This is a genomic window from Lysobacter sp. CA199, from assembly GCF_052078715.1.
GTDB lineage: Bacteria > Pseudomonadota > Gammaproteobacteria > Xanthomonadales > Xanthomonadaceae > Lysobacter.
Genome location: NZ_JBQJIL010000015.1, coordinates 184,504 through 210,081, shown reverse-complemented (window position 1 = coordinate 210,081; position 25,578 = coordinate 184,504). Strand labels below are relative to the sequence as shown.

20 protein-coding genes and 2 pseudogenes are annotated in these 25,578 nt (G+C 66.8%); 12 read left to right on the top strand and 10 right to left on the bottom strand.

Annotated features, from left to right (window positions below):
- Positions 1 to 201: 201 nt before the first annotated feature.
- Positions 202 to 897: a basic secretory protein-like protein gene (locus ACTOWJ_RS25690; RefSeq protein ID WP_441337462.1), complete on the bottom strand. Its 696-nt coding sequence runs from the start codon at positions 895 to 897 to the stop codon at positions 202 to 204.
- An 865-nt stretch (positions 898 to 1,762) separates the two neighbouring features.
- Here ACTOWJ_RS25690 and ACTOWJ_RS25685 point away from each other — a divergent pair.
- Positions 1,763 to 3,970 (top strand): DUF4082 domain-containing protein, encoded by a 2,208-nt coding sequence (locus ACTOWJ_RS25685; protein WP_441337461.1) that lies wholly within the window; start codon positions 1,763 to 1,765, stop codon positions 3,968 to 3,970.
- On the opposite strand, the pseudogene ACTOWJ_RS25680 reads toward ACTOWJ_RS25685, so the two are convergent.
- Positions 3,895 to 4,122, bottom strand: a pseudogene (locus tag ACTOWJ_RS25680) (DUF6053 domain-containing protein); the annotation flags it as partial. The gene ACTOWJ_RS25685 and the pseudogene ACTOWJ_RS25680 overlap by 76 nt on opposite strands.
- Here ACTOWJ_RS25680 and ACTOWJ_RS25675 point away from each other — a divergent pair.
- The 3 genes and pseudogenes from ACTOWJ_RS25675 to ACTOWJ_RS25665 form a co-directional block, all read left to right on the top strand.
- Positions 4,064 to 4,228: pseudogene (locus ACTOWJ_RS25675) on the top strand (DUF6053 domain-containing protein); the annotation flags it as partial. The pseudogenes ACTOWJ_RS25680 and ACTOWJ_RS25675 sit on opposite strands and share 59 nt — an antisense overlap.
- A gap of 49 nt (positions 4,229 to 4,277) precedes the next feature.
- Entirely contained in the window at positions 4,278 to 5,858 is a 1,581-nt protein-coding gene (locus tag ACTOWJ_RS25670) for an AlkA N-terminal domain-containing protein (RefSeq protein ID WP_441337460.1), read from the top strand.
- Complete coding sequence (locus ACTOWJ_RS25665; protein WP_441337459.1) at positions 5,855 to 6,400, top strand: methylated-DNA--[protein]-cysteine S-methyltransferase; 546 nt, start codon at positions 5,855 to 5,857, stop codon at positions 6,398 to 6,400. Before ACTOWJ_RS25670 ends, ACTOWJ_RS25665 begins: the two co-directional genes overlap by 4 nt.
- A 145-nt stretch (positions 6,401 to 6,545) precedes the next feature.
- Here the strand turns inward: ACTOWJ_RS25665 and ACTOWJ_RS25660 are convergent, their stop codons facing one another.
- Positions 6,546 to 7,823: a formimidoylglutamate deiminase gene (locus tag ACTOWJ_RS25660; RefSeq protein WP_441337458.1), complete on the bottom strand. Its 1,278-nt coding sequence runs from the start codon at positions 7,821 to 7,823 to the stop codon at positions 6,546 to 6,548.
- Between the two features lie 188 nt (positions 7,824 to 8,011).
- On the opposite strand from ACTOWJ_RS25660, the gene hutI reads away from it, so the two are divergent.
- The 3 genes from hutI (at position 8,012) to ACTOWJ_RS25645 (ending at position 11,639) form a co-directional block, all read left to right on the top strand.
- Positions 8,012 to 9,298 carry an imidazolonepropionase gene (hutI, locus tag ACTOWJ_RS25655; RefSeq protein ID WP_441337457.1) on the top strand — a complete coding sequence of 429 codons (1,287 nt, stop codon included), beginning with the start codon at positions 8,012 to 8,014 and terminating at the stop codon, positions 9,296 to 9,298.
- 254 nt (positions 9,299 to 9,552) lie between these two features.
- On the top strand, positions 9,553 to 10,758 hold the full coding sequence (locus ACTOWJ_RS25650; protein ID WP_441337456.1) for a dipeptidase: 1,206 nt from the start codon (positions 9,553 to 9,555) through the stop codon (positions 10,756 to 10,758).
- Positions 10,755 to 11,639 (top strand): DUF6348 family protein, encoded by an 885-nt coding sequence (locus ACTOWJ_RS25645; protein WP_441337455.1) that lies wholly within the window; start codon positions 10,755 to 10,757, stop codon positions 11,637 to 11,639. The genes ACTOWJ_RS25650 and ACTOWJ_RS25645 overlap by 4 nt, the downstream gene beginning before the upstream one ends.
- A gap of 193 nt (positions 11,640 to 11,832) precedes the next feature.
- Here ACTOWJ_RS25645 and ACTOWJ_RS25640 read toward each other — a convergent pair whose 3' ends face one another.
- The 3 genes from ACTOWJ_RS25640 to ACTOWJ_RS25630 form a co-directional block, all read right to left on the bottom strand.
- Entirely contained in the window at positions 11,833 to 12,498 is a 666-nt protein-coding gene (locus ACTOWJ_RS25640; protein WP_441337454.1) for a hypothetical protein, read from the bottom strand.
- Between the two features lie 272 nt (positions 12,499 to 12,770).
- Positions 12,771 to 12,959, bottom strand: a complete 189-nt coding sequence (locus ACTOWJ_RS25635; RefSeq protein ID WP_441337453.1) for a 30S ribosomal protein THX — start codon at positions 12,957 to 12,959, stop codon at positions 12,771 to 12,773.
- A gap of 169 nt (positions 12,960 to 13,128) precedes the next feature.
- Positions 13,129 to 13,536: a MerC domain-containing protein gene (locus ACTOWJ_RS25630; RefSeq protein ID WP_441337452.1), complete on the bottom strand. Its 408-nt coding sequence runs from the start codon at positions 13,534 to 13,536 to the stop codon at positions 13,129 to 13,131.
- 91 nt (positions 13,537 to 13,627) lie between these two features.
- Between ACTOWJ_RS25630 and ACTOWJ_RS25625 the strand changes: the two genes are divergently transcribed.
- From ACTOWJ_RS25625 to ACTOWJ_RS25610, 4 genes are all read left to right on the top strand, one after another.
- Positions 13,628 to 15,694, top strand: coding sequence for a TonB-dependent receptor (locus tag ACTOWJ_RS25625; protein ID WP_441337451.1), 2,067 nt, complete (start codon positions 13,628 to 13,630; stop codon positions 15,692 to 15,694).
- A gap of 137 nt (positions 15,695 to 15,831) precedes the next feature.
- On the top strand, positions 15,832 to 16,293 hold the full coding sequence (locus ACTOWJ_RS25620; protein ID WP_441337450.1) for a MarR family winged helix-turn-helix transcriptional regulator: 462 nt from the start codon (positions 15,832 to 15,834) through the stop codon (positions 16,291 to 16,293).
- Between the two features lie 466 nt (positions 16,294 to 16,759).
- The gene (locus ACTOWJ_RS25615; protein WP_441337449.1) at positions 16,760 to 18,013 is read left to right on the top strand and encodes an MFS transporter; all 1,254 of its coding nucleotides are present in this window, start codon (positions 16,760 to 16,762) and stop codon (positions 18,011 to 18,013) included.
- A 22-nt stretch (positions 18,014 to 18,035) separates the two neighbouring features.
- Positions 18,036 to 18,296, top strand: coding sequence for a hypothetical protein (locus tag ACTOWJ_RS25610; RefSeq protein WP_441337448.1), 261 nt, complete (start codon positions 18,036 to 18,038; stop codon positions 18,294 to 18,296).
- Between the two features lie 226 nt (positions 18,297 to 18,522).
- Here ACTOWJ_RS25610 and ACTOWJ_RS25605 read toward each other — a convergent pair whose 3' ends face one another.
- Both ACTOWJ_RS25605 and gltX read right to left on the bottom strand, forming a co-directional pair.
- Positions 18,523 to 19,017, bottom strand: coding sequence for a transcriptional repressor (locus tag ACTOWJ_RS25605; protein WP_441337447.1), 495 nt, complete (start codon positions 19,015 to 19,017; stop codon positions 18,523 to 18,525).
- Positions 19,018 to 19,064: 47 nt separating this feature from the next.
- Positions 19,065 to 20,477, bottom strand: coding sequence for a glutamate--tRNA ligase (gene gltX, locus ACTOWJ_RS25600; protein ID WP_441337446.1), 1,413 nt, complete (start codon positions 20,475 to 20,477; stop codon positions 19,065 to 19,067).
- A gap of 225 nt (positions 20,478 to 20,702) precedes the next feature.
- Here gltX and lpxH point away from each other — a divergent pair, with 225 nt between their 5' ends.
- Positions 20,703 to 21,437, top strand: coding sequence for a UDP-2,3-diacylglucosamine diphosphatase (lpxH, locus tag ACTOWJ_RS25595; RefSeq protein WP_441337445.1), 735 nt, complete (start codon positions 20,703 to 20,705; stop codon positions 21,435 to 21,437).
- Between the two features lie 79 nt (positions 21,438 to 21,516).
- Here the strand turns inward: lpxH and ACTOWJ_RS25590 are convergent, their stop codons facing one another.
- The gene (locus tag ACTOWJ_RS25590; RefSeq protein WP_441337444.1) at positions 21,517 to 22,752 is read right to left on the bottom strand and encodes a hypothetical protein; all 1,236 of its coding nucleotides are present in this window, start codon (positions 22,750 to 22,752) and stop codon (positions 21,517 to 21,519) included.
- 222 nt (positions 22,753 to 22,974) lie between these two features.
- Positions 22,975 to 25,236, bottom strand: coding sequence for a TonB-dependent receptor (locus tag ACTOWJ_RS25585; protein ID WP_441337443.1), 2,262 nt, complete (start codon positions 25,234 to 25,236; stop codon positions 22,975 to 22,977).
- Positions 25,237 to 25,578: the final 342 nt, after the last annotated feature.

Genomic DNA, 25,578 nt, shown 5'->3' with positions numbered 1-25,578 from the left:
CCGGAAGTGGACGCCGGCCCTGTGAGCGAGGCCGGACCGTTCGGACTCAATGGCGTACGGGTTTAAATCGATCTAAATTCAACGCATTAGAATTCAGACAATCGTTGCCCGAGCAAACGCCACTCTTGGATTTCGACGACACCTCATCCAAAGCATTATTCAATCGATCTAATTTCGAGGCCGCAGTTAGAACCGCGCAATTCACAGCCGCGGATCCGCCGCGTAAGACGCCCACAGCTGATCCACGCTGTTCCCCGTCAGCGCTCGCCAGGCAGCGGCGGTGTACTGGCCCGCGCGCAGACGCGCATCGAGCGATTTGACGATGCCGGCATGGCCGTGCAGTTCCAGCCACGCCAGGAAACGCGCGGTTACGCGGTAACCGTCGGTGACTTTCTGGGTCGTGGCGTACGCCGGCAGCGCCCAACCTGCGGCCTGGTTGTCGCCGCCGTAGACATGGCGCACGTAATCGGCGATGCCCTCCACCAGCCAGCCCGGCTGCCCCGACGGACCGTAGGCCTGCACGATGTGCATCACCTCATGAGTGACCACGTCGATGTCGTCGGGATGCTTCACGAACCAGCCCGGGTTGTAGACCACCTTGCCGTCATCGGCATAGGCGACTGCGTCGTAAGCCGGATCCAGCCGGAACTGCAGCGTCTTGACCGCGCTCGGATTGAAGTCGGCGGCCAGCCGCGGGTAAACCTCGAAGAACCTCTCGACCATGCGGTCGGCGGTGACCTGTTGAGTCTTTCCATCCAGATCGCGGAAATCCACGGTGTAGCCCGAACGGGTATAGACGCGGCTTTCGGCCGCGTGCGCCGGCGCGATCGCCGAGCAGAGCGCGGTCGCGGTCGCGGTCGCGGCCAGCACGGCCGAAAACGGCTGACATCGCCTCATGCGGCTCTCCAGGTTTCGGGTGTGTGACAGATACATAGCGCGGAGGATTTGCGAAAGAAAGCCCGACCTTCGTTCCAGCCGGACGCGTTCAACAAATAAAATATGTCGGCTTTCACGCTTCGTCGTTCGCCGCTGCGATCGCGCTCCGCGTCGTGCGCAGGCAGTGAAAGCATTACGCGATACGCGATGCGTAAAGATGTCTTTACGACAAGCGCCCGCGTCGGTCTGATACGCGAATCGCAGAGACTTACGGTCTCGTCGACGCCGTCGAAGTTTTTGTGGGAGGGGCTTCAGCCCCGACGCTGTCGACTCAATTCCCATGAAGTCTTGCGGCGGTTAACCGGAAAGCGACGGGGCTGAAATCCCTCGCGCAGAGACTTCCGACATAGGGAAGGTCAGCGAGCGATTGCCGATATCGCGCGAAGGCACGACGCGCCGATCCGCCGCACGGACTGGATCGGTCCGCAATCGCCCGGCACTGCGCAGACCGGTGCGCAACGCCGGGCGATGACGCTGGCGCGAATGGGTTGTCACACGCGCAGCATGACAATGCCGGGCCCGGCAATACCGAAAACCTGCGACTTCGTGTGCGCGCATGCGCCCGTGACAGTGCCCGATCCTGACGTTTGTCATCGATCTGAGTTTTGGTGACGCCCGCCCAGCTTTTCGGCGGTTCGCCGACGCTAGCTTAGGCCCGGGATATCCAGGGACCTCCTCCCCGCAACACCGCTCAAGGAACGGTTCGCCGTTCCTTGAGCGCGCTTGTTCTCTCTCGCGCGATCCACGCATCGGACCCTCTATGCCGACCGAATCAGGTTCCACGCCTGCGCGCGATCGCGCTGGGCGCTCCGCCGCACGCACCCACTTGCGTTTATCCAGCATCGGCTTGCCGCACGCGGCGATGCTGCTTGCATTGCTGTGGTGCGCGCCGGCGGTTTCCGCCCAGAACATCGCTCCGGCCGGAACCGCCTATCGCTGGGCGCACGGCTACACACCCGGCGCCGACGGCCGCAGCGAAACCGAGCCGACCAGCGTGCGCGTCGCCGCGCCCTTGCTCAACGACGGCGACGACACGGTCGACGTCGATCTCAGCGGCGGCCAAGCCGAACCCAGCGACAACTACGAAGCCGCCGGCGTGCTGTGGAGCGACCGGCCGCGCACCATCGACCGGGTCGAAATCGTCCACGGCAGTTGGAACAGCAGCGGCGACGGCGCGTTCTGCGACGGCCTGAGCCTGCAGTTCTCCAACAGCGCGCGCGGCGACTGGCGCGACAGCGGCTGGACGGTGACACCGCAATACGCCTACGACTCATCGCAGACCGCCGGTGTGGTCTACAGCTTCGGCGGCGCGCCGCGTGAAGTGCGCGCGATGCGCGTGACCGGCAAGCTGCATTGCACCCACAACAGTTCCTACTGGACCAACATCCGCGAAGTGCGCGCGTTCCAGGCCGGCAACCAGAGCCTGTGGACCGACGGCGCCCTGCTGACCCTGGTCGATTCCACCGACCCGGACGGCGTCGAGCTGGGCCTGCGCTTCCGCAGCACGCAGCCGGGTTGGATCAAGGGCGTGCGTTTCTACAAGTCCACGGCCAATACCGGCGCGCACATCGGCAACCTGTGGAGCCAGGACGGGACCTTGCTGGCGCGCGTGGCATTCGCCGACGAGACCGCGTCGGGCTGGCAGCGCGCCGCATTCGCCACGCCGGTGCGCATCGCCGCCGACACCAGCTACATCGTGTCCTATTACGCGCCCAACGGCCGCTATTCGGCCGATCTGGACTACTTCTCGGCCGCCGATTACGCCAACGGTCCGCTGCGCGCGTTGCGCGACGGCAGCGACGGCAGCGACGGCGGCAACGGCAACTATCGTTACGCCGCGCAGAGCGGATTCCCGGATTCGACCTGGCGCTCGGCCAATTACTGGGTCGACGTGGAGTTCGCTCCGCTCAGCGGCGACACCACGCCGCCGAGCGTGCCAACCGGCCTATCGGCGACGGTGGCCGACGCCACCACGGTGAACCTGAGCTGGACCGCCAGCGCCGACGACACCAGCGCGGTGCGTTACCGCGTCTATCTCGACGGCGACGCCGAGGCGCTGAGCGAAACCGAACTGACCGCCTACGTCCACGACACCGCGCAACCGGAAACGCGCTACGGCTATCGGGTCAGCGCGGTGGATGCGGCCGGCAACGAATCGGCGCGTTCCGAAGCGGTCGCCGCGACCACCCCGCCGCTGGCCAGCGCACGCGCCTGCCCGCCGCTCCCGGCGTTTCCCGACCACGCCTGCACCGGCGTCCCGGCCGGCCAGAGCCTGACCACCATCGACGGCGATTACAGCAGCAGCCGCAACGGACAGATCATCAATGCCTTGCTGATCACCGGCGACCTGACCATCCGCCACGACAACGTCACCGTGACCAACAGCCGCATCAAGGGCTTCGTCGATCACCGCACGAATCGCAATCTGGTGCTCAAGGACGTCGACCTGGGTCCGGAACGCTGCCCGGCGGTCAACAACGGCGGCCGCCGCCTGATCAACGGCGACAACAGCTACACGCTGATCCGCGCGCATCTGCATCACAACGGCGACGACATGCTGGTCGCCGGCGGCGGCGAACCGGTGCTGATCCAGGACAGTTTGATTCACGACACCTGTTTCTATCCCGACGATCATCTGGACGCGTTGCAGTTCTATTCGCCTGGGCAAGTCGGCCACGTCAGCGTCATCCACAGCGATATCGACGCGCGTCCGGTCAACAGCTCCGGCCATGGCAACGCGGCGATTTTCTGGGCCGACCGTCCCGGCGCCGGCTCGACCTTGACGATCCGCGAAAGCCGGCTCGCCGGCGGCGGCTATACGCTCGCGCCATACGATTCGGGTTTGGGTTCGGGCGTGGTGATCGAGGTCAGCGACACGCAATTCATGCGCGGCTCGCAATGGGGCAGCGCCTGCTATCTCGGCCAGAACGACCCGGCCAGCCATTCGCCGACCATTCCCTACAACGGCGTGGAAGGCATCAAGTGGCTGCGCAACGCATGGAGCGACGGTACGCCGCTGCCGAGTTGCCAATAAGCCGTCCGGCATGTGCGCGAAGCCCGTCGCTCTGACCATCGGAGCGGCGGGCTTGCAAGCCGACGCGACAAGAGCTTTTGTGGGAGGGCTTCAGCCCCGACGCCTTTCGATCGGATCGCCGCGAGCGGACCGAAAGGCGTCGGGGCTGAAGCCCCTCCAACAAGAGCGCCAGACGGTCGCTATCCGCACGACGCAACCCGATCGCGCCGATCACGCCCGCCCCCGCCGGCAGGCTCGTCCGAATCCGTCCGCCATTGATGTCCGAATCCGGCGAGTCCGGCCCCGCCCGCGGTGCTAGCCTACGTGCATGGACGCCATCGCCGCCCCCGCACCGAACGCTTCGCTGCCGCACTGGCGGGTCTGCGAACAAGCCCGTTTCAGCCGCGATCCGCGCTTCGACGGCCTGTTCTTCACCGCGGTGACCAGTACCGGCATCTATTGCCGCCCGGTCTGCCCCGCGCCGGCGGCCAAGCGCGAGAACGTCAAATATTTCGGTCACGCCGCCGCGGCCGAAGCCGCCGGTTTCCGGCCCTGTCTGCGCTGCCGTCCGGAATTGTCGCCGGCAGAAGGCGCGTGGCGGCGCGGCGATGCCGCGGTCGCACGCGCATTGAAACTCATCGACGAAGGTCTGCTGGCCGAACAACCGCTCGCAGCACTGGCGCAACGCGTCGGCCTGGGCGAACGGCAACTGCGTCGCTTGTTCGTGGAACGCTTGGGCGCGCCGCCGATCGGTGTGCACGGCACGCGCCGTTTGTTGTTCGCCAAGCAATTGCTGACCGAAACCCGCTTGCCGATCACCGAAGTCGCGATGGCCGCCGGATTCGGCAGCCTGCGCCGCTTCAACACGACCTTCCGCGAGGCCTACCGCATGGCCCCGCGCGATCTGCGCCGGCGCCCCAACGAAACGCCGAACGGCGACGGCGACGGTCTGGCGCTGCGGCTGGGCTACCGGCCGCCGTACGACTTCGCCGCGATGCTGGATTTCCTGCGCGGCCGCGCCCTGCCCGGGGTGGAAGTGGTCGATGAACGCAGCTACAGCCGGGTGATCGGCCCGATCCAATCGCCCGGTTGGTTGCGGGTGAGCGCCTGGCCAGCCGACAAGCGCGACACCCAGCATGCGTTGAAGCTGGAACTGCACGGGCCCGCGCCGGCGCGATTGCTGGAGATCATCAACCGCCTGCGCCGCATGTTCGATCTGGACGCCGATCCCCACGCGATCGCCTCGGCCTTGTCGGTCGATCCGCGCCTGCAGGCGTTGTTCGCCAAACGTCCGGGATTGCGGCTGCCCAGCGGTTGGGACGGTTTCGAGATTTCGGTGCGCGCGATCCTCGGACAACAAGTCAGCGTCGCCGCCGCACGCACGCTGGCCGCGCGAGTGGCGCAGCGCTTCGGTCAAGCCCTGCCGAAAGCGTTCGGCCCGGGATTGGAGCATCTGTTTCCCACGCCCGAAGCGTTGGCCGATGCGGATCTGGTCGAGATCGGCCTGACCCGCGCGCGCGCCGAGACGGTGCGCACGGTGGCGCGCGCGCTGCTCGAAGGCCGGGTGGATTTCCGCGCCGAACGCACCCTCGACGATTTCGTCGCGCGTTGGGTCGCCCTGCCCGGCATCGGCCCGTGGACCGCGCATTACATCGCGCTGCGCGCGCTCGGCCATCCCGATGCGTTCCCGGCCGACGATCTGGTGCTGCAAAAAGCCCTGCCCGAAGACGGCGTGCGCATGACCGCGAAAGCGCTCAACGCGCGCGCCGAAGCCTGGCGACCGTGGCGCGCCTACGGCGTGATCCAGGTCTGGCGCGACAGCATGCCGGTGCCGATCGCCCAGGCCGCGGCGGGCACGACCGCATCGGTATCGGCCAAGGCGGTACGCAAACCGAGGAAAGCCGCATGAGCAAGCACATCCGCCTCAAGACCGGCGCGGTCACGTTCCAGCACATCGACAGTCCGGTCGGACGTTTGTTGCTGGCCAGCGGCGAGGACGGCTTGCGCCTGATCGAATTCGAAGCGCCCTGGCATCCGGTGGTGATCGAACCGGACTGGCGGGAAGGCGACAACGGCGTGCTGCTGGAAACGCGCAAGCAACTCGCCGAATACTTCGCCGGCACGCGCCAAGGGTTCGATCTGCCGTTGGCGCCGCACGGCACGCCGTTTCAGTTGCAGTGCTGGCATACCCTGGCGCTGATTCCATGGGGCGAGACCTGGAGCTACGGCCAGATGGCGCGACATCTGGGTCAGCCGACCGCCACCCGTGCGGTCGGCGCGGCCAACGGCCGCAATCCGCTGCCGATCGTGCTGCCCTGCCATCGGGTGATCGGCGCCGACGGCAGCCTGACCGGTTTCGGCGGCGGGTTGCCGACCAAGGAATTTCTTCTGAACCTGGAAGGCGCGTTGACCGACAGGCGCGTGCCCATCGACGATCTGTTCGCGGTTTGAAGCGATCGGATCGCTGATTGGATCGGATCGAAAAGCGTCGGGGCTGAAGCCCCTCCCACAAAAGATTGCGCTGCGACGAGGTCTTTTGTGGGAGGGCTTCAGCCCCGACGCTTTCCGCCAAGATCGCCGCGCCTCGAGCAACGGCTCACTCGGCCAGCAAACCCCGCAAAGTCCGGCCATAGCGCGCCGCGATCGCCTCGCGGTCGCGATGCCGTCCTTCGGCCACGATCTGCCGGCCGCCGACCCGCACCTCGCGCACCAGATTGCGATTGCCGCTGAACAACCAGCGATCGATATAGTCTTCATCGCTCGCTCCGGCGAATGCGGGCGCGTCGCGATCCAAAGTCAGCGTGTCGCCGGCCGACGCCGTCGCGGCGAAACCGGTCGAGCGCTCCGCGCTGGCGTGCGCGCCGCGCAACAAGGTTTCGCCGACGCTGTCGGACGCCGCGCTCACCGCGATGTTGCGCCGCCGGGTGATCAGTCGCTGGCCGTATTCCAGCCAACGCAGTTCCTCGATCGGCGACACCGAAATATGCGAATCCGAGCCGACGCCCCAGTAGCCGCCGGCATCGAGGTAATCGCGTAGCGGAAACAAGCCGTCGCCCAGATTGCCTTCGGTGGTGGTGCAGATCGCCACCGTCGCCCCGCTAGCGGCGATACCGCGCACTTCGGCGGCGTCCAGATGCGTGGCATGCACCAGGGTCCAACGTTCGTCGACCTGTGCGTTGGCCAGCAGCCACTCCACCGGACGCGCCTTGCGCACCGCCAGGCAGTCTTCGACCTCGGCCACCTGTTCGGCGATATGCACGTGCACGCGGCTGTCGGCCGGCAACGCGGCCAGCACCTCGCGCATCGGCTGCGGCGGCACCGCGCGCAGGCTGTGCAGGCAGCAGCCCACTTGCAGCAGCTGGTCGGTGTCGGCGCGCAGGTCGTCGAGCAGGCGCAGATAGGCCTCGACCGTGTGCCCGAAGCGACGCTGACGTTCGCTCAGCGGCCGTTCGTCGAAACCGCCGGTCATGTAAAGCACCGGCAGCAAGGTCATGCGGATGCCGGTCTCGCGCGCGGCGGCGATCAGCGCGCGCGACATTTCGGCCGGATCGGCATAGGGACGGCCGTCGGGCGCGTGATGCAGATAGTGGAATTCGCACACGCTGGTGTAGCCGGCTTCGAGCATTTCCACGTAAAGTTGGGTCGCGACCGCATGCAGCGCCTCGGGGGTGAAGCGCTCGGCGAAGCGGTACATGGTCTCGCGCCAGGTCCAGAAGCTGTCGGCCGGATTGGTCTGGCGTTCGGCCATGCCGGCCATGGCGCGCTGGAACGCGTGCGAATGCAGATTGGCGATGCCCGGCACGATGCGCTCGCCGGCGGCGTCGCCGCGCCAGCCGTCGGGGGTCCAAAGAACGGTCGGAGTCGAGGTGGTCATGCGCGCATTCTCGCCTGCATGCGCGCGCGGCGCGACCGTTGCGGCGCGTATGGCGCGGCTGCGGGCTGCGGGCTGCGCAAGGTCCAGGATCGGCCCCAGACCGTTGCTCGAGTGCGAATGCGTCATCCGAAGGGAACGCCTCGGGGTTCGAGCCCCTCCGACAACCGCCATTGACTAGAATTGGCGGCATGAACACCGCTTCCGCCCCGCTCACGCCCCGGCCCGACGGCCGGCTTTACGATGGCCGGCTTTACGATGGCTTGGCCCTCGGCGCTTCGCTGGCGACCCTGGACGCCGCCGAGGGTTACGGCGAGATCGCCGATGCCGCGCTGGCCTGGCGCGACGGCCGCATCGCCTGGCTCGGGCCGCGCGCGCAATTGCCGGGCGCGCCGGCCGAACTGGCCGCGTCCGTGATCGAGGCCGACGGTTGGATCACCCCCGGCCTGATCGACTGCCACACCCATCTGGTCTTCGCAGGCGACCGCGCGCGCGAATTCGAGCTGCGCCTGAAGGGCGCCAGCTACGAACAGATCGCCCGCGCCGGCGGCGGCATCGTCTCCAGCGTGCGCGCCACCCGCGAAGCCTCCGAGGCCGAGCTGTTGCGTCAATCCTTGCCGCGCGCCCGCGCCCTGCTCGCCGACGGCGCGACCACGCTGGAGATCAAGTCCGGCTACGGCCTGGATTTCGATAACGAACGCAAGATGCTGCGGGTCGCGCGCCAAGTCGGCGCGACGCTCGGCGTGCAAGTGCGCACCACCTATCTGGGCGCGCATGCGCTGCCGCCGGAGTACCAGGGCCGCGCCGACGAGTACATCGATGCGGTCTGCCAATGGATGCCGCGTCTGCATGCCGAAGGACTCATCGACGCGGTCGACGCGTTCTGCGAAGGCATCGGCTTCAGCCCGCAACAGACCACACGCGTGTTCGAAGCCGCGCGCGCGCTGGGGTTGCCGGTGAAGCTGCACGCCGATCAGCTCAGCGATCTGGGCGGCGGCGCACTCGCGGCGGCGTTCGACGGCTTGTCGGCCGATCACGTCGAACACACCTCCGACGACAGCGTGCGCGCGATGGCCGCGCACGGCACGGTCGCGGTTCTGTTGCCTGGCGCGTTCCACGTGCTGCGCGAAACCAAGCTGCCGCCGCTGGAAGCCTTCCGCGAGCACGGCGTGGCGATGGCGCTGGCGACCGACTGCAATCCGGGCACCTCGCCGCTGCTGTCGCTGCGTCAGGCCATGCAGTTGTCGTGCACGCATTTCCGCCTGACCCCGGAAGAAGCGCTGCGCGGCGCGACCGTACATGCGGCGCGCGCACTGGGCATCGTCGATGCCGGCGTGCTGCGGGTCGGCGCGCGCGCGGATTTCGTGCAATGGCGGATCTCGCATCCGTCCGAGCTGTGTTATTGGCTCGGCGGACGCCTGGCGCACCGGGTGGTCGCCGGTGGCCGCGTGCTGGTCGAACCCAGCGAGTCGGATTGAATCTCGGTAAGTGAGCTTGCGCCGGCGGTAGTCGGTTCGCGGTCGCGGCTTGCGCCGCTCCTACAGGGAGCGCTTTCGTTTTGGGGTAGGAGCGGCGCAAGCCGCGACCGCGAACCCGCATCGACGAGGTAAGCACACGCCTCGCCGCCTCGCCGCGCAAACGCTGCAGCGCCGCAAGGCAGCCCACGCGCGCTGTTGTACGCTGGGCGCCCGGCGCGTGATTCGATGCGCCCAGTCGACACTACGGAGGTCACGTGCGGATCGCTGCTCTCGCCCTAGCCCTTGCCCTGCTGCCGCTCGCCGCGCAGGCCGACCAGCCCCTCAGCGCAGGCCAGCGTTTCGCCCAGGAGGCGACCATCGTCGATACCCACATCGACGCGCCGAGCCTGCTGCTGCGCCATTGGGCCGACCTCGGCCTGGACACGCCCAAGGTCGAGTTCGACTACCCGCGCGCGCGCCAGGGCGGACTCGATGTCGCCTTCATGTCGATCTACACCTCGCCCGGCGAAGACCGCGCCGATACCGCCACGCAGACCGCCCACACCCAGATCGACGCGGTCGAGGCGATGATCGGCCGCCGCCCGGATCAGTTCGCGCTGCTGCGCTCGCCAAAGGATTTCGAGCGCCTGCACGCGCATGGCCAGCGCGTGCTGCTGGCCCTGGGCATGGAGAACGGCGCGCCAATCGGCGAGGACCTGTCCAAGCTCAAACTGTTCCACGAGCGCGGCGTGCGCTACATCACCCTGGCCCACAGCGAAGACAACCGCATCAGCGATTCGTCCTACAGCCGCAAGCGCACCTGGAAAGGGCTGAGCCCGTTCGGCGAGAAAGTCGTCGACGAAATGAACCGCCTGGGCATCATGGTCGACGTCTCGCACCTGTCCGACGACGCCGTGCGCGACGTGCTCGCGCGCAGCAAGGCGCCGGTGATCGCCAGCCATTCGGGCCTGCGTCATTTCACTCCGGGCTTCGAGCGCAACCTAAGCGATGAACTGGCAAAGGCGGTCACGGCCAAAGGCGGCGTCATCCAGGTCGTGTTCGGCAACGCGTTCGTCGATCCCGCGTCGGCCGCCGTCACCCAGGCCTATTTCGTTGCCAGCGCCAAGTTCGAACAGGAACAGGCCGCGGCGCGATCGCGCGGCGAAACGCCGAAATCCTCGGAAGCCTTCGACAAGGAATGGGAAGCCGCGCATCCGCCGCTGCCGGTCAAGATCGATGCGGTGCTCAATCAGATCGACTACGGCATCAAGCTGGTCGGCGCCGATCACATCGGCATCGGTTCGGACTTCGACGGCGTCGGCGGCGCGCTGCCGGAAGGACTGAAATCGGTCGCCGACTATCCCAATCTGATCGAAGGCCTGAAGGCGCGCGGCCACTCCGACGAAACCATCCGCAAGGTGCTCGGCGACAACCTGTTGCGGGTGTGGGGCGTGGTCGAGGCCAAGGCGGCCAGGCCGTGAGCGAGGCCGTGAGCCAAGCCGATGCGACGCAGAGCTTCGAGCCGCTGCCCGGCAATCCGGGCAGCGACACGCACGGCCATCTGCGCTTCCACGACGAAACCGGCGAGGAATGGTTCGAGCCTTTCGACCTGCCCGAACTCGCCGCCACGGTGCTGAGCGAACTCGGCCACGCGGCGCGGGTGCGCGAGGACGGCTGGCTGGAGTTGAGCGACAGCCAGTGGCGGTTGTTGCCGCAGTTCATCGAATTCCACGAGCGCGAGGACGGCAACATCGGCACCGCCACCACGGTGCAGTGCAATCACCCGCGTTTGTCGCCGCAAGGATTGTTCGAATACCAATACGCGATCCACGAAACCTTCGACGAAGCCGCCGGCGCGGGGTTTCGCAAATGGGCGCGGACCGACCTGCCGGTGCTGCTCGACGCCGAGCGCGACGAGCCCGAAGCGTGCATGACCATGAGCCTGGAATTGCCGGACGAGGATGGACAGCCGGCGCGCAAACGGCGTCTGTTGTTCGGGCCGATCGAGCACTACGGCCGGCCTGAGTCCGAGTCGGACTTGACGGTGCAAGACGACGCAGAAGACAACGCGAAAGAAGAAGCGGACCACGACGCGGAGGCCGAGGATTTCTGCCCTTGCTGTCTGTTTACCAAATCGATCGACGCCTTCGAGCCTCTGCTGCGAACCGATCGCATGTATGGCCTGCGCTTGTTCGCCTCCATCGACCATGCCAACGGCGCCTGCCAGGCCGATTGTCGGGTCGATGGCGAGGAATGGGAACAGGGACTGGACGCGTTGCGCGCCTACGCGGCGACCTGGCCCGCCGGCGCTGGCCTGGAATATCGCAAGCAATACGTGCTCGTGCAGAACGCACCCGGCTGATCGTTGGCTTCGCTTCTCGCCTGTAGGAGCGGCGCGAGCCGCGACCGCGGCAGCTCAACTGCGTCGTAAGCCCGATGCCGCGGTCGCGGCTCACGCCGCTCCTACATGAATCCCGACGCATGCAGGATACGAAAAAACGAAGCCCGGCTTTCGCCGGGCTTCGTCCATCGCCTTGCGATCGTATCGCGCTCGCTCAGAAGCTCGCGCGCACGCCGACGCGGAACTGACGATCGTCGGAGCCGACTTCGGCTTCGCCGACGATGCCCCAGACTTCGTTGAACTTGATCAGCGCGCCCAGAGTGCCGCTGAACTCGCCGTCGTATACGTCGCCGTCGGTGTAGTTGGCCTTGACCCAGCCTTCGAAGTTCGCGGCCAGATCGCCTTGCAGGCCCAGCGAAGCGCGGTAATCGTCGCCCTTGGCACGCGGATTGACGACGTATTCGCGATCGAACTTGATCTGCGTATGGATAAAGCTCAGCTCGCCGGTCCACTCCACGCGGTCACTGACCGGACGGTGATAACCGAAGCCGACCCGGCCCTGCTGCAGATCGGTATCGATTTCCAGCACATCGCCCAAGCCAACGATGCTCACGCCGATGTCGGCGTTGCCCTTTTGATAACCGCCGAACACATAGAAACGCTCGCCGATCTCGTACGAGCCGGCGATGTAGCCGCCATCGGCCTTGGCGTCTTCGATCGATACATCGGCGGCAGGAATTTCGGCCGGGCCTTGCAGCGGCGTCTTGACCTGGTGACGGATGAAACCGGCTTCGACGTAGGTATGGCGCAGACCGTCGGCCGCCGCGGCGGTCGAGGAAGCGGTGGCCAACAGCACGGCCAGCACGAGTTGATTCTTCATAAATCCCCTTGGGTCCTTTGATGAATTCGATTCCGTTCCCATTCCCGGGAACGGCCGGAATCTTAATGAAAAACTTACACTTTGTCGCGATTTTTCCGACTGCGCTCACGCTCAAAAACATCTCGCGCCGGGCCGGAAGCGGCCCGGCGCCAACCCCGGCAGCCAAACCACGGCAAAAGAAAAGCCCCGCATAGGCGGGGCTTTCTTTAAGCCTGAGCCGCAGTCCGTTACCCACGGCCGCGAAGCGGCCTGCGTAACAGCCGGCAGGCGGCTTACTCCTTTGCGGTCTTCTTCGCCACGACCTTCTTGGCCGGCGCCTTGGCGACGGCGGTCTTGGCGGTCTTCTTGGCAGCCGGGGCGGCGGCGGTGCCGGCGGCCTTGGTCACGGCCTTGCTGCGGGCATTGCCGTAGCTGGAGTTGTAGCGCTTGCCCTTGGCGGTCTTGCGGTCGCCTTTACCCATGGTCGTGCTCCTGTATGCGTTTGAACATGTTTCGAATGATGGTCCGCGCAGCCGCCAGTGCCGCTGCGGAAGGGCGCGAAGCCCGGTTTCCGGCGCAGCATGGCCGCGCGCGAGGCTGCGAAGCCTAGCACAAGCGCCCCGATTAGGCGTTCTAGATCGACCGGTGCGCTCAGTGGGCGCAGCGGGCGTCGTGGATATGGCCGTGGTTGAGGCGCAGATTGGCCAGATGGGCCAGGCCGACCAGGACGCCGCCGCAGGTCATGGCGATGGCGTGAGGCAGCAGGGAATGGTGCAAGGGGGCGTACAGCACGCCGACCCACAGCAGGGTCAGGCCGGGAACCAACAGCGAGAACGCACGCAACTCGCGGTGATGGCGATAGCCGGAAATCACGCTGAAACTGCCCAGTAAGGTCGCGAAGATCACGAACGCCAGCTCGAAGCTGTCGCCGAACCACACCGCGATGCCCAGCGAGGGCAGCAAGGCGATCAGCAGCGGCAGGACGGCGCAATGCACGGCGCAGGCCAGCGAGCCGACGGCGCCGATCCGGTCGAGCAGTTCGCGAAGAAAGGAAGGCATGTAGAGATGACTTCTGGGACGGTTGTCAATTAGGTAACGTTACTTTATAACATTTCAACCCTCCCCGCCAGTTTACCCCAGCCCCCTCGACATGCCCAAGCCCATCGCCCGCTTCCCGCGCACGCACCGCAGCGCGCTAGCCATCGCACTGACCCTCGCCCTGCCGTTCGGCCAAGCCGCCGCCCAGGACGCCTCCGCGGATGCCTCCGCCCAGAACACTCCCGCTCAAAGCAGCACCCCCGGCATTCCCAGCGACACCCGCCACACCAAGGCCACCAGCCTGGACGCGGTCGTGGTAACGGCCACCCCGCTGCAGTCCAGCGCGGAAGAATTGGCGCAGCCAGTGGAAGTGCTTTCGGGCGAACGACTCGATGAAGCGCGCGGCACCACCCTGGGCGAAACCGTCGGCAAGCTGCCCGGCGTGCAGAGCTCGAACTTCGGCGCCGGCGTCGGCCGGCCGATCATCCGCGGCCTGGAGGGCCCGCGCGTGGGCGTGATGACCGGCGGCCTGGCCACCCAGGACGTGTCCACCGTCAGCCAGGACCACAACGTCACCGTCGAGCCGTTCCTGGCCGACCAGATCGAAGTGCTCAAGGGCCCGGCCACCCTGCTCTACGGCAGCGGCGCGATCGGCGGCGTGGTCAACGTGGTCGACGGCCGCATCGCCGAAAAACCGCTCGACGAAACCGTGGCCGGCCGCGCCGAGATCCGCCGCAGCACCGTCAACGACGGCGTCACCGGCATGGCCCGAGTCGATGCCAGCGGCGCCGACGGCGCGCTGGTGCTGCATGCCGACGGCGTGTATCGCAACAACGACGACTACGACACTCCGCTCGGCCGCCAACGCAACAGCTTCGTCGACACCAAGACCGGTGCGCTCGGCGCATCGCTGGTCGGCGACCTGGGCTTCCTGGGCTTCTCGGCCGCGCGCTACGAAGACAAGTACGGCAATCCCGGCGAACCGGGCAATGCCGAAGAAGGCGAATCGCCCGTGCACATCGACATGAGGCAGAACCGCTTCGAGTTGAAGGGCGGCATCAATCAGGAATTCGGCATCTTCAGCGGCCTGCGCGCGAGCGTGGCCAACACCGAATATGAGCACACCGAGTTCGAAGGCAGCGAAATCGGCACGCGCTTTCTCAGCGACGCCACCGAAGGCCGCTTCGAGCTGACCCACAAGCCGCTGGGCGGATGGGTCGGCGCCATCGGCGTGCAGGGCTACGACCGCAAGTTCCAGGCGATCGGCGAAGAAGCCTTCGTGCCCAAGACCAAGACCCGCGCCGGCGGTGTGTTCCTGACCGAACAACGCAAGTGGGACCAGTTGCAGATCGAACTGGGCGCGCGCATCGACCGCGTGGAAGTCTCGCCCGAAGGCGCGGCCAAGCGCGACTTCAATCCGCTGAGCCTGTCGGCCGGCGTGTTGTGGAAGTTCAACGACGCCTGGCGCCTGACCTTCAACGTCGACCGCGCCGAGCGCGCGCCGGCGGAAGAGGAACTGTTCGCCGATGGCCTGCACGCGGCGACCGCGTCGTACGAAATCGGCGACGCCAATTTGCGCAAGGAGCGCGCCAATCAATTCGAGCTCGGCCTGCATTACCACGGTGCGATGTTCGAGGCGAAATTGGCCGCGTACCAGACCCGTTTCGACGGCTTCATCTACTTGCTCGACACCGGCGGCTTCGACGAGGAGAACAACCCGATCCGCCAGTGGAGCCAGGCCGACGCCAAGTTCACCGGCTTCGAAGGCGAAGCCATCGCGCACCTGTTCGACGGCGACGCCGGCAAGTTCGACGTGCGCGTGTTCGGCGACACCGTGCGCGCCAAGCTCGACAACGGCGGCGGCAATCTGCCGCGCATCGCTCCGGCCCGGGTCGGCGGCGAATTGCGCTGGGACGCCGACAGCTGGCGCGCCTCGCTGGGCGCCACGCGCTACATGAAGCAGGACAAGGTCGCGGTCAACGAAACCCCGACCGCCGGCTACACCCTGGTCGACGCGCATCTGGCCTATCACTGGGATGTCGGCAATCTGGGTTATGAGCTGTTCCTGGACGGCACCAACCTGACCGACCAGACCGCGCGCGTGCACACCTCCTTCCTCAAGGACACGGTGGTGTTGCCGGGCCGCGGCGTGGACTTCGGCGTGCGGGTGTTCTTCTGATCCGCGGTCCGACCGATTGCTTGCGGGGCCGATCCGACTCTCTCCAAGTCGTCCGGTAGCGCCTGTCCCGCGGCCCCGAACGCCGGCCTTCGCGCCGGCGTTTGCGGTTGCGACCCATATAGGTGTATATACACATAATGAGCACGATCCGCGAAACCCTGGCGACCGAAAACGCCCCGCCCAGCGTCTGCACCTGCTTTCGCATGCGCAAACTCGCCCGGCTGATGAGCCAGCGCTACGACCAGGCGCTGGCGCCGGTCGGGATCAACCTCAACCAGTACTCGATCCTGCGCCGCACCGGCGGCCGCGGCCGGCCGCTGGGCGAGGTGGCGCATGAGCTCGGCATGGACCGCACCACGCTCAGCCGCGATCTCAAGCCCCTGGTCGCCGCGGGCTGGATCGAATCGGTGCCCGGTGAAGACGCACGCCAACGCCGGCTGCGCATCACCGCCGCCGGCCGCGCGGTGATCGAACGCGCGCAACCGTTGTGGCGGGTGGCGCAGGACGGGATCGATCGCGGGCTCGGCGAGGACGGCATTGCGTTGTTGCATGCGCAGTTGGATCGGGCGATCGCACAGTTGCAAGGAGCGACAGAGTGATGCTCGCGAACCTCGTCCCTTGCGCCGCGCGATCCTATGCCGCGCAACCCTCCGACCGTCATTCCCGCGAAGGCGGGAATCCAAGGCCTTTTGTGCGAGAACGTTCGAAGTCGCTGGAGTTACGCCTTTGCGGGAGTCACGGCACAAGGGCAGCACGGCGGCTTCAGAGTTTTTCGCGCGAAAGGCCCTGGATTCCCGCCTTCGCGGGAATGACGGCAAGAGCAAAAGCGGATGCGCGAGCGGGTGCAGGTGCGGGAAGACTTCGGAGTCTCTCGCCCGAAAAAATCCAGGATTTCCGCGTTCCCGGGAACGACGGCAAGAACGACCGCCAACGCACCAACGAATTTTCGCGGCCACTGCGGCGTCGCATCGGATCCACCGCAAGCACGACTGCGCGCGTAAGCGTGCGCACAGTCGAACAAACATCGTCCCCTCACCTCCCGCAGCCCCACCTGCCGAGATCCCAATGAACGCCACCCCCGACGCGTTATCCGGCGCCAAGACTCCGTCCTATTGGCCGCTGCTGCTGGCCGCGACGGCGATGCTGATGATCACCATGGGCATCCGCCAATCGCAGGGGCTGCTGATCAAGCCGATCGGCCAGAGCACCGGCATGGGCATCGCCGAAATCAGTTTCGCTCTGGCGATCGGCCAGTTCGTGTGGGGCGCGGTGCAGCCGGTGTTCGGCGCGCTGGCCGATCAGCGCGGCCCGGGACGCGTGCTGGTGTTCGGCGGTGTGTTGTTGATCGCGGGCATGGCGCTGACTCCGTTGGTGTCGTCGCAATGGGGGTTGATAGTCACGCTCGGCCTGCTCGGCGCTGCCGGCGCCGGCGCCGGCAGCTTCTCGATCCTGATCGGCGCGACCGCGCAGCAACTGCCGGCGGAAAAGCGTTCGATGGCGGCCGGGCTGATCAATGCCGGCGGCTCGATGGGCCAGTTCCTGTTCGCGCCGCTGGTGCAGGCGGTGATCGCCGCCGCCGGCTGGATGGCGGCGATGTGGACCCTGGCGGTGGCCGCATTCGCGACGCTGCCGCTGGCCTGGCCATTGCGTCGCCGCAAGCCGGCGGCGGCGAACGCGGCGAACCCCACCGCCACGCCGGCACCGGGCATCGGCCTGCGCGAACAAGTGCGCATCGCCCTGCGCAATCCCAGTTACTGGATGTTGCACATCGGCTTTTTCACCTGCGGCTTCCACATCGCTTTCCTGGTCACCCATCTGCCCGGCGAAATCGCGTTGTGCGGGCTGTCGGACAATGTCTCGGCGATGGCGCTGGCGCTGATCGGCCTGTTCAACGTCGCCGGCAGCCTGGCCGCGGGCTGGCTGGGACAGCGTTACCGCATGAAGCATCTGCTCGCGCTGATGTACGCCAGCCGCGCGGTGCTGATCGCGATCTATCTGATCTCGCCGCCGACACCGATGACGTTCTATCTGTTCGCCGCGGGCCTGGGCGTGACCTGGCTGGCGACGGTGCCGCCGACCGCGGGCCTGGTCGGTAAACTGTTCGGGCCGCGCTATCTGGGCACGCTGTTCGGCCTGACCCTGCTCTCGCATCAGATCGGCGGCTTCTTCGGCGCCTGGCTCGGCGGACTGGCGATGGCCAAGTTCGGTGACTACACCTGGATGTGGTATGCCGATATCGCCCTGGCGCTGATGGCCGCGGCCGCGCATCTGCCAATCCGCGAGGCGCAGATCCAGCGTGCAGTGCCGGTCCCGGCTTGAGTCCCACCCCAGGAGCACAGCGATGAGCTTGGATCCGTCCCACTGGTCGGCGTACGCGCGTTGGTGCCAGGAATCGTTCCAGGAATGCTCGTTCCAGGAAGAGCTGATACGCGAATGCGGCGGCCACGCCGATATCGCCTGGGCGGTGCACTACCACTGCCGGGAGCGCAGCCTGGACTGGCTGCGCGCGACGGTACCGGCGCTCGACGACGCCCGCGCGTGCGATCTGATCGCATCGGGCCAAGCCGACCAGGTGCGCGAGTGCCTGATGAGATTTCCTTGACGCCATCGCCGGACACCGCGGCAGAAAACCGCCCGCTTGAGCGCGGGTGCCGTTGCGGGAGGGTGCTTCAACCGCGAGCGGTTCGGTTCGCTCCAGCGGGTTGAACATCATCGGCGCGAAAGCTGCACCCGCAAGAACCGTTCACGGCAACGCAGGTCCGCATTGAACCGTGCGATCAGTCGCCGGCCGGTCCAGCGGGTTGCGCCGGGCGAATCGATGTCGCGAGCTACGCGCTCGCCTTGGCTTCGACGCAATCGGCGCACAGGCCGTGCACTTCCAGCGTTTGCGCCTGCGGTACGAAACCCAGCGCGCGTGCGCGGGTTTCCAGCAGATCGACGATGCGCTCGTCTTCCAGCTCGGTGGCCGACTGGCAGTTGTCGCAGATCAGGAACGGCACCGCATGCTGTGCGCCGCCGGGATGGTGGCAGCCGACGAAGGCGTTGATCGAGGCAAGCTTGTGGATGAAGCCGTGTTCGAGCAGGAAGTCGAGCGCGCGGTAGATCGTCGGCGGCGCGGCGGCGTCGTGGGTGGCCTTCATCTGATCGAGCAGATCGTAGGCTTTCATCGGCCGACCGGCGGCGGCGATCAGGCGCAGCGCGTGGGCGCGGATCGGTGTGAGCCGCAGGCCGCGCTGCTCGCAGGCCCGCTCGACCTCGTGCACGAAGGCATCGCCGTCGTGGACGTGGTGTTGGGGATCGGTGCAGGCGTGGCTGGTGCTCATGGCGGGGCTCCTGATGCGCGGCGCGGGACGGCGACGCTGGCGGGTTCCTACGCAGGAATCTTAGTGAGGGCGGCGTCGATGCGTTGCAAGGCCTCGGCCTGGCCCGCCAGGTACACCGTATGCGAGATGTCCGGGCTGACCTGGGTGCCGGTGATCGCCACGCGCAGCGGTTGGGCGACCTTGCCCATGCCCACGCCGAGCGCCTCGGCGGCCTCGTGCAGCGCCGCGGACACGCTGTCGGCGGTCCAGGCGGCCAACGCCGCCAGACGCGCGCGGGCCTCGTTCAGCGGCGCCTGCGCGGCGGCGTTGAGGTGCTTGGCGACCGCGGCTTGGTCGTAGTTTTCCAGCGGGCGGTACCAGACCGCCGCGCGTTCGGCCATGTCCTTGAGCGTCTGCACGCGGTCGCGCAGCGCGATCACCACGTCGGCCGGCGCCGGGCCTTGAGTCAGATCCAGCCCCTGTTGGCGCAAATGCCATTCCAGGTGCTTGCCGACTTCGGCCGGATCGTCGCTCTTGAGGTACTGCTGATTCATCCAGCCCAGCTTGGCCGCGTCCAGGCGCGAGGCGCTGGAATTGACGTCGACGAGTTGGAACAAGCGGGTCATCTCCTCGATCGAGAAGATCTCCTGATCGCCGTGCGACCAGCCCAGCCGCACCAGATAGTTCAGCAGCGCGTGCGGCAGATAGCCGTCGTCGCGGTACTGCATGACATCGGCCGCGCCGGTGCGCTTGGACAGCTTGGCGCCCTCGGGATCGAGGATCATCGGCAAGTGGGCGAAATGCGGCACCGGCGCGCCCAGCGCCTGGTAGATGTTGATCTGGCGCGGGGTGTTGTTGACATGATCGTCGCCGCGCACGACGTCGGTGATGCGCATGTCCAGATCGTCGACGACGACGGCGAAGTTATAGGTCGGATAACCGTCGGCGCGGAAGATCACCAGATCGTCGAGTTCGCTGTTTGCGATCTCGATCCGGCCCTTGACCTTGTCCTCGAACACCACCGTGCCCTCGAGCGGATTCTTGAAGCGGATCACCCGGTTGGGATCGTCGCGGCGTGCTTCATCGAAGCCGGGCTCGTTGCGCTCACGGTAAGCCCCGCTGTAGCGCGGCTTTTCCTTGGCCGCCAACGCAGCATCGCGCGCGGCCGCCAGCTCGTCCTTGGTCTCGTAGGCGTAATAGGCGGTGCCCGCGGCGACCATCTGTTCGGCGACCTCGCGGTAACGGTCCAGGCGCTGGGTCTGATAGATCGGGCCCTCGTCATAGCTCAAGCCGAGCCAGTCCATCGCCTCCAGGATCGCGTCGATCGCCGCCTGGGTGCTGCGCTCGCGGTCGGTGTCCTCGATCCGCAAGATGAACTGCCCGCCCGCGCGGCGCGCTTCCAGCCAGCAGTACAGCGCGGTGCGCGCGCCGCCGATGTGCAGGTATCCGGTGGGGCTGGGGGCGAAGCGGGTGCGGGTCATGCGGGGCTCGGGTGGATCGGGGAGTCGGTCATTTTAACGGACTGGCCGTATCGGTGCCGGCATGGAACGCGGAAGCTCGTGTTTGCCCGGTTTCAAGGGGGTAGGAGCGGCGCAAGCCGCGACCTCGACATCGGGTCTGCGACGTATCCCGGAGGCCGCGGTCGCGGCTTGCGCCGCTCCTACCCTCTTGAAACCGATTGAGCGGTGGTGGCCTAAACTAGGCCCATGACGACCCTCTTCATCTCCGACCTCCATCTCGACGCCGAGCGTCCGCAGATCACCGAGCTGTTCGGCCGCTTCGTGCGCGAGGACGCGCGCGGCGCCGATGCGCTGTACATCCTCGGCGACCTGTTCGAAGCCTGGGTCGGCGACGACGATCCGTCCGAGACCGGCGCGTTCGTCGCCCGCGAGCTCAAGGCCCTGGCCGACAGCGGCGTGCCGGTGTTCTTCATCCGCGGCAATCGCGACTTCCTGCTCGGCCAGGACTACGCCGAACGCGCCGGCATGCGGGTGCTGCCCGATCCGTCGGTGATCGTGCTGTACGGCCAGCCGGTGCTGATCGGCCACGGCGATCTGCTGTGCACCGACGACGTCGCCTACCAGCAGTTCCGCGCCCAGACCCGCCATCCCGCCTGGCAGGCGCAGTTTCTGGCCCAGCCGCTGGCGGCGCGGCTGGCGTTCGCGCAACAGGCGCGCGCGGCCAGCAAGGCGCACCAGGCCGGGCTCAAGGACGCCGGACGCATGGAAACCATCACCGACGTCGCCCCGGCCACGGTCGCCGAGACCTTCGCGCGCTACGGCATCGATACGATCATCCACGGCCACACCCATCGCCCGGCGGTGCATGGGCTCGAAGTGGACGGCCGCGCGCGCACCCGCATCGTGCTCGGCGATTGGTACGAACAAGGTTCGGTGCTGCGGGTCGATCGCGACGGGATGCAGTTGCAGAATATGAGCTGAGGCCGTCGGCGGGAAATATTGCGGACGGCGGTTCCCGCTGCCCTGCTGGGAACGCGTCCGGCGGCCCCGGTCGCGCCGTTCAATCCGCTCGCGACGCCCAACGCACCGAACGCGCCACCGCTTCGGCCCAGTCGCCCGGGGCGTCGAGTTCGTCGGTGATGGTGAGCAGCAGCACGTGGCCGTCGACCGCGCAGGCCGTGTACAGGTGGCGCACGCCGCCGCCGGCGTCGTGTTCCCAATGCGCGCAACCCAGTATTTCGTCCTGCGTCCACTGCAGGTCCGCGGGAGCTTCGCGATTGGCGGTCTCCAGCAATTCCGCAGCCGGCGGCGGGCCGGCGGCGGCCGCGGCGATGCTCAGCGAACTGACGTAGACCGCGCGGCGGTCGCCGACGTACTGCAGATTCTTGTCTTCGTTGAGCCGATGTTCGATGAAGTGGCCCGGCACCTCGACGCTCCACGGCTCGTCGTACAAGCTGTGCCGCGTGGGCAGGCGTTTGTAGCCCGGGCCTTCGGCCTGCGGCAGTTCGATCTCCGCGCCGCGTTCGAGCAACCATTGCAATTCGTCGCGTAGGGCCGGCTCCAGGCCGCGGCGCGGATCGAGCGCGGTCGCGCGGCGATCGCTCTCCAGCACGCGACGCAAGGTGTCGCGTTCGGCCTGATCGCGCGGACCGACCCAGCTGACGTCGCACCACAGGCCCACCCGCGCGATCCCGCTCCAGAAATCCGCGCCGAAGCCGCGCTCCCACCACGGAAAGAATTCGCGCGCCAAGCGCGAGGCTTCGCCGGCATCGTCGGCGACGGCTCGGAAACGTTCCTCGCTCCAGATGCCCATGGGCGAGCCGACGAAACCGGCGAAGCGCGGCAACGGCCCGATCGGCATGGATACGAACAGATTCTCGGCATCGTGGTGTTGCAGCAATATCTTGGCGATCTGCCGCAACCACGCCGCCATTTCGTCCTGCAAGCGGGCCATGTCGCGATGAACGGCATAGCCGGTTTCATCGCCGCCCTCGTCCTCGCCCGCATCGTCCCAAAGCCAACGCAATCCCCACTGCGCGGCGATCCTATCCAGCAAGTCGATCAGGAACGCGTGATAACCGGGGCCGATGGTATTGGTGGCGGCCCAGGCAAGCAGACTGCCGTCGGCGCGCAGGTCGATCGACAAGCCTTCCTCGGCCGGATGCCAGGCCACGCTCACGCCCTGCTCGCGCTGCCACAGGTTCAAGCGCTCGCGCAGCATCGGCTCGGACAAGGCTTCCTGGCAGGTGCGACGCAGTTCGCGCGCCAGTGCCGACACGCTGGGCTTGGCCCACATGCGCCGTTTCCAAGACGTGCTGGCGACTCGAAATCCGATCCCCATCGCGACTCTCCCCCGCTCGCATCCCCGCTCGAATACTAACGAGTTTGCGCTATGCCTAACGAGTCGACTGATGGCACATACACCGATACGCGAACGCCCGGCCGAAGCCGGGCGTTCGTTGCGATCCATTCGCACGCGGACAAGCCGTGCGAAGTCATCGGACCGGGTTGGCGCCGATCAGAACCGCACTTCCGCGGTTACGAACACCTGACGCGGCGCGCCCGATTGCACGGTGTAGTTCAGCCCGCGCGGATCGGAGGCGACGAAGCCGTTGGTGCCGAGGCTGCCGAAGTACTCCTTGTCGAACAGGTTGGTCGCGTTCAACTGCAGCTTGAACGCATCGGCCCAGGACAACTGCTTCCATTCGTAGGAAGCCGAGGCGTCGACCACCCAAAAGCCGTCGACCTTGGAATCGTTGAGATAGGTCAGATAACGCTTGTCGGTGTACTTGGCGCCGAGCTGCAGCGACAAACCGTCTTGCTCCCAACGCACTTCGGTCGCATACAGACGCTTGGGCGCATCGACCACCTGCTTGCCCTTGGTCCGCACCAGGGTAGTGCCGTCCAGATAGTCGGACTCGTACTGCGAATCGTTGAACGCCAGCGAGTGGTACCAGCTCAAACCGGCGATCGGCTTCCACAGCACGGTGATCTCCGCGCCGCGGCTGTCGACGTCGCCGACGTTGGCGAAGCTGGAGGCGCAGCCGACGATGCCTGCGCAACGCGCGATCGCCAACAGGCGGTTCTCGAAATTGACCCGGTACACCGCAACCGACGCCTCGATGCTATCGCGGCTGGTGCGCAGGCCGGCCTCGAAGGTCTTCGAGCTTTCCGGCTCCAGCGTCTTCACCGCCGCGTCGAAGGCCGCCTGCGAAGTCGAATGCGGACCGTTGACGCCGGTGCGGAACGCCGACAGGTTCTCGCTGTAGGAGCCGAAGATTTCTTCGTGTTCGCTGAGCTGCCAGCGCGCACCGAGCTGCGGCAGGAAGTTGTCTTCCGACACCAGCTTGCCGCTGGCGCGGCTGGCGCCGCCGATCAGGGTCTTGCCGTCGGTCTCCACCCGCAGTCCCTTGAAGCCCGCGTCCACGGCCAAGCGGCCGTCGGCGAACTCCATGTGATCGAGCACGTAGTACATGCGCGTATCGGTGTCGAAGCGCTGGCGGAACACGCGCGCGCTGGGATTGCGATAGAAGAAGATCTCGTCCGGCGGCTCGTTGCGGTTGAGGTCGTAGAAGTTGCGCTGCACGCCGTGGTCGTTCTTCTCCAGCCACAGGCCGGCCTGCAGGCGGTGATTGCCGATCTGCCAGCTCAGGTTGGGCATGAAGCCGGTACGCTCGATGTCGTATTCGGTGGTGCGCATGCGGATCGGCACCGTCGGCGAGGTCGAGTACGGCGTGGCCCAATGGCCCTGGCCTTTGTTGGTGTGGTAGTACGCGGTCGCCGACAGGGTCAGGTCGGGCGTGGCGTTCCAATCCGCGCTCAGATAGACCAGGTCGTCGTCGCGCACGCCGCGGGCGATGTAGTACGCATCGTCCAGGCTGGTGACGCCGCCGCGGAAGATGCCGCCGGCCGCGTCGATCGCGCGCTGCCAATCCTTGGCGTAGTTGTCCCAGTCCATGCCCAGGCGCTGGGCCGATTCCAGCGACAAATCGGCGTAGTCGGTTTCGCGGCGACGCGAGGAATCGGCGAAGCCGGTGATCTTGAAGTCCTCGCCGGCGTAGACGAACTTGCCGTTGAACTGGCTGTTGCGCTGCGGGCCGTCGCCCTTCCACTTGTCGGTGGTGTGGAACACGCCGCTCAGATAAGCGCTGAAGCCGTTATGGTCGCCGGTGTCCAGGCGCGCGTAGCTGCGGCTGGTGGCGTCGCTGCCGAAAGTCTGGGCCAGACGCACGCCGAAGTCGGCGGCCGGATCGGAGCTGAAGAAGCGCAGCGTGCCGCCCAGGTTGCCCGAGGACGCGGTATCGATCGCGCCACTGCCTTGCGAGAGTTCCGCGCCGGACAGATTCTCCGAGCTGATCGCGCGGCCGATGTGCAGGCCGTTGTGGTTGCCGTAGCTCATGTCGCCCAGCGGCACGCCGTCGAGGGTGAAACCAAGCTGCTGCTGCGAGAAACCGCGGATGCTGAGCTTGCTCGACCACTCGTAGTTGCCCCACGGATCGGAGCTTTGGAAGTGCACGCCCGGCAGCTTGGCCATGACCTTCAGCGGGCTGGTGCCGGCGGCTTCGCGCTGCAGTTCGGCGCGGCCCAGCGCCTGCACCTGACGGGTCTGGCCGGTACCGACCACCGAGACCGCGTCGAGCGTGGTGGCGTCGCGGCCGGCGTCGGCGGTGGTGCCCGCGTCGGCGCTGGCGGTGGCGGGCGCGAGTTCTGCGGCCAAGCCGGTTCCGGCTTGCAGGCACAGCAAAATCGAGGCGGCGAGGAGCGTCGTCTTCGTCGTCATGGGGACTTCCAAGGGTGAGTGGCCGCCGCGTGCGATGCAGAATCCGCTGCGCTTAATCACTCTGGGCGGCTTGAGAGCGAAGCCCGGGAGTCTGTGGGGGACGTGTGAAAGCGATATTTCAAATCGGCGTCAGTTGATGGATTCGGCACGCCGCCTGTGCACGGCTTCCCCGGAAACCGTGTGCGGTTTGGCAATTGCACCACCCACACAGGCCGTCATCGCGCTGACACATCGATGACTTTCGCGATCGCGGCGTTGCCATGCCGACGGGCCATGGCGAGCGTGGTGGAACTAGCCTCTCGTGCCCTGCACCGTCACGGTCGCGCTTTCGCCGAAACGCGA

Excerpts from the sequence above, each read along its gene's own strand:
- ACTOWJ_RS25615 (WP_441337449.1), top strand. The coding sequence starts at position 16,760 with ATGAACGCCACCCCCGACGCGTTATCCGGCGCCAAGACTCCGTCCTAT.
- ACTOWJ_RS25635 (WP_441337453.1), bottom strand. The coding sequence starts at position 12,959 with ATGGGTAAAGGCGACCGCAAGACCGCCAAGGGCAAGCGCTACAACTCC.
- ACTOWJ_RS25630 (WP_441337452.1), bottom strand. The coding sequence starts at position 13,536 with ATGCCTTCCTTTCTTCGCGAACTGCTCGACCGGATCGGCGCCGTCGGC.
- lpxH (WP_441337445.1), top strand. The coding sequence starts at position 20,703 with ATGACGACCCTCTTCATCTCCGACCTCCATCTCGACGCCGAGCGTCCG.
- ACTOWJ_RS25610 (WP_441337448.1), top strand. The coding sequence starts at position 18,036 with ATGAGCTTGGATCCGTCCCACTGGTCGGCGTACGCGCGTTGGTGCCAG.
- ACTOWJ_RS25625 (WP_441337451.1), top strand. The coding sequence starts at position 13,628 with ATGCCCAAGCCCATCGCCCGCTTCCCGCGCACGCACCGCAGCGCGCTA.
- ACTOWJ_RS25665 (WP_441337459.1), top strand. The coding sequence starts at position 5,855 with ATGAGCAAGCACATCCGCCTCAAGACCGGCGCGGTCACGTTCCAGCAC.
- ACTOWJ_RS25690 (WP_441337462.1), bottom strand. The coding sequence starts at position 897 with ATGAGGCGATGTCAGCCGTTTTCGGCCGTGCTGGCCGCGACCGCGACC.
- ACTOWJ_RS25605 (WP_441337447.1), bottom strand. The coding sequence starts at position 19,017 with ATGAGCACCAGCCACGCCTGCACCGATCCCCAACACCACGTCCACGAC.
- gltX (WP_441337446.1), bottom strand. The coding sequence starts at position 20,477 with ATGACCCGCACCCGCTTCGCCCCCAGCCCCACCGGATACCTGCACATC.
- hutI (WP_441337457.1), top strand. The coding sequence starts at position 8,012 with ATGAACACCGCTTCCGCCCCGCTCACGCCCCGGCCCGACGGCCGGCTT.
- ACTOWJ_RS25660 (WP_441337458.1), bottom strand. The coding sequence starts at position 7,823 with ATGACCACCTCGACTCCGACCGTTCTTTGGACCCCCGACGGCTGGCGC.
- ACTOWJ_RS25670 (WP_441337460.1), top strand. The coding sequence starts at position 4,278 with ATGGACGCCATCGCCGCCCCCGCACCGAACGCTTCGCTGCCGCACTGG.
- ACTOWJ_RS25585 (WP_441337443.1), bottom strand. The coding sequence starts at position 25,236 with ATGACGACGAAGACGACGCTCCTCGCCGCCTCGATTTTGCTGTGCCTG.
- ACTOWJ_RS25620 (WP_441337450.1), top strand. The coding sequence starts at position 15,832 with ATGAGCACGATCCGCGAAACCCTGGCGACCGAAAACGCCCCGCCCAGC.
- ACTOWJ_RS25590 (WP_441337444.1), bottom strand. The coding sequence starts at position 22,752 with ATGTGGGCCAAGCCCAGCGTGTCGGCACTGGCGCGCGAACTGCGTCGC.
- ACTOWJ_RS25640 (WP_441337454.1), bottom strand. The coding sequence starts at position 12,498 with ATGAAGAATCAACTCGTGCTGGCCGTGCTGTTGGCCACCGCTTCCTCG.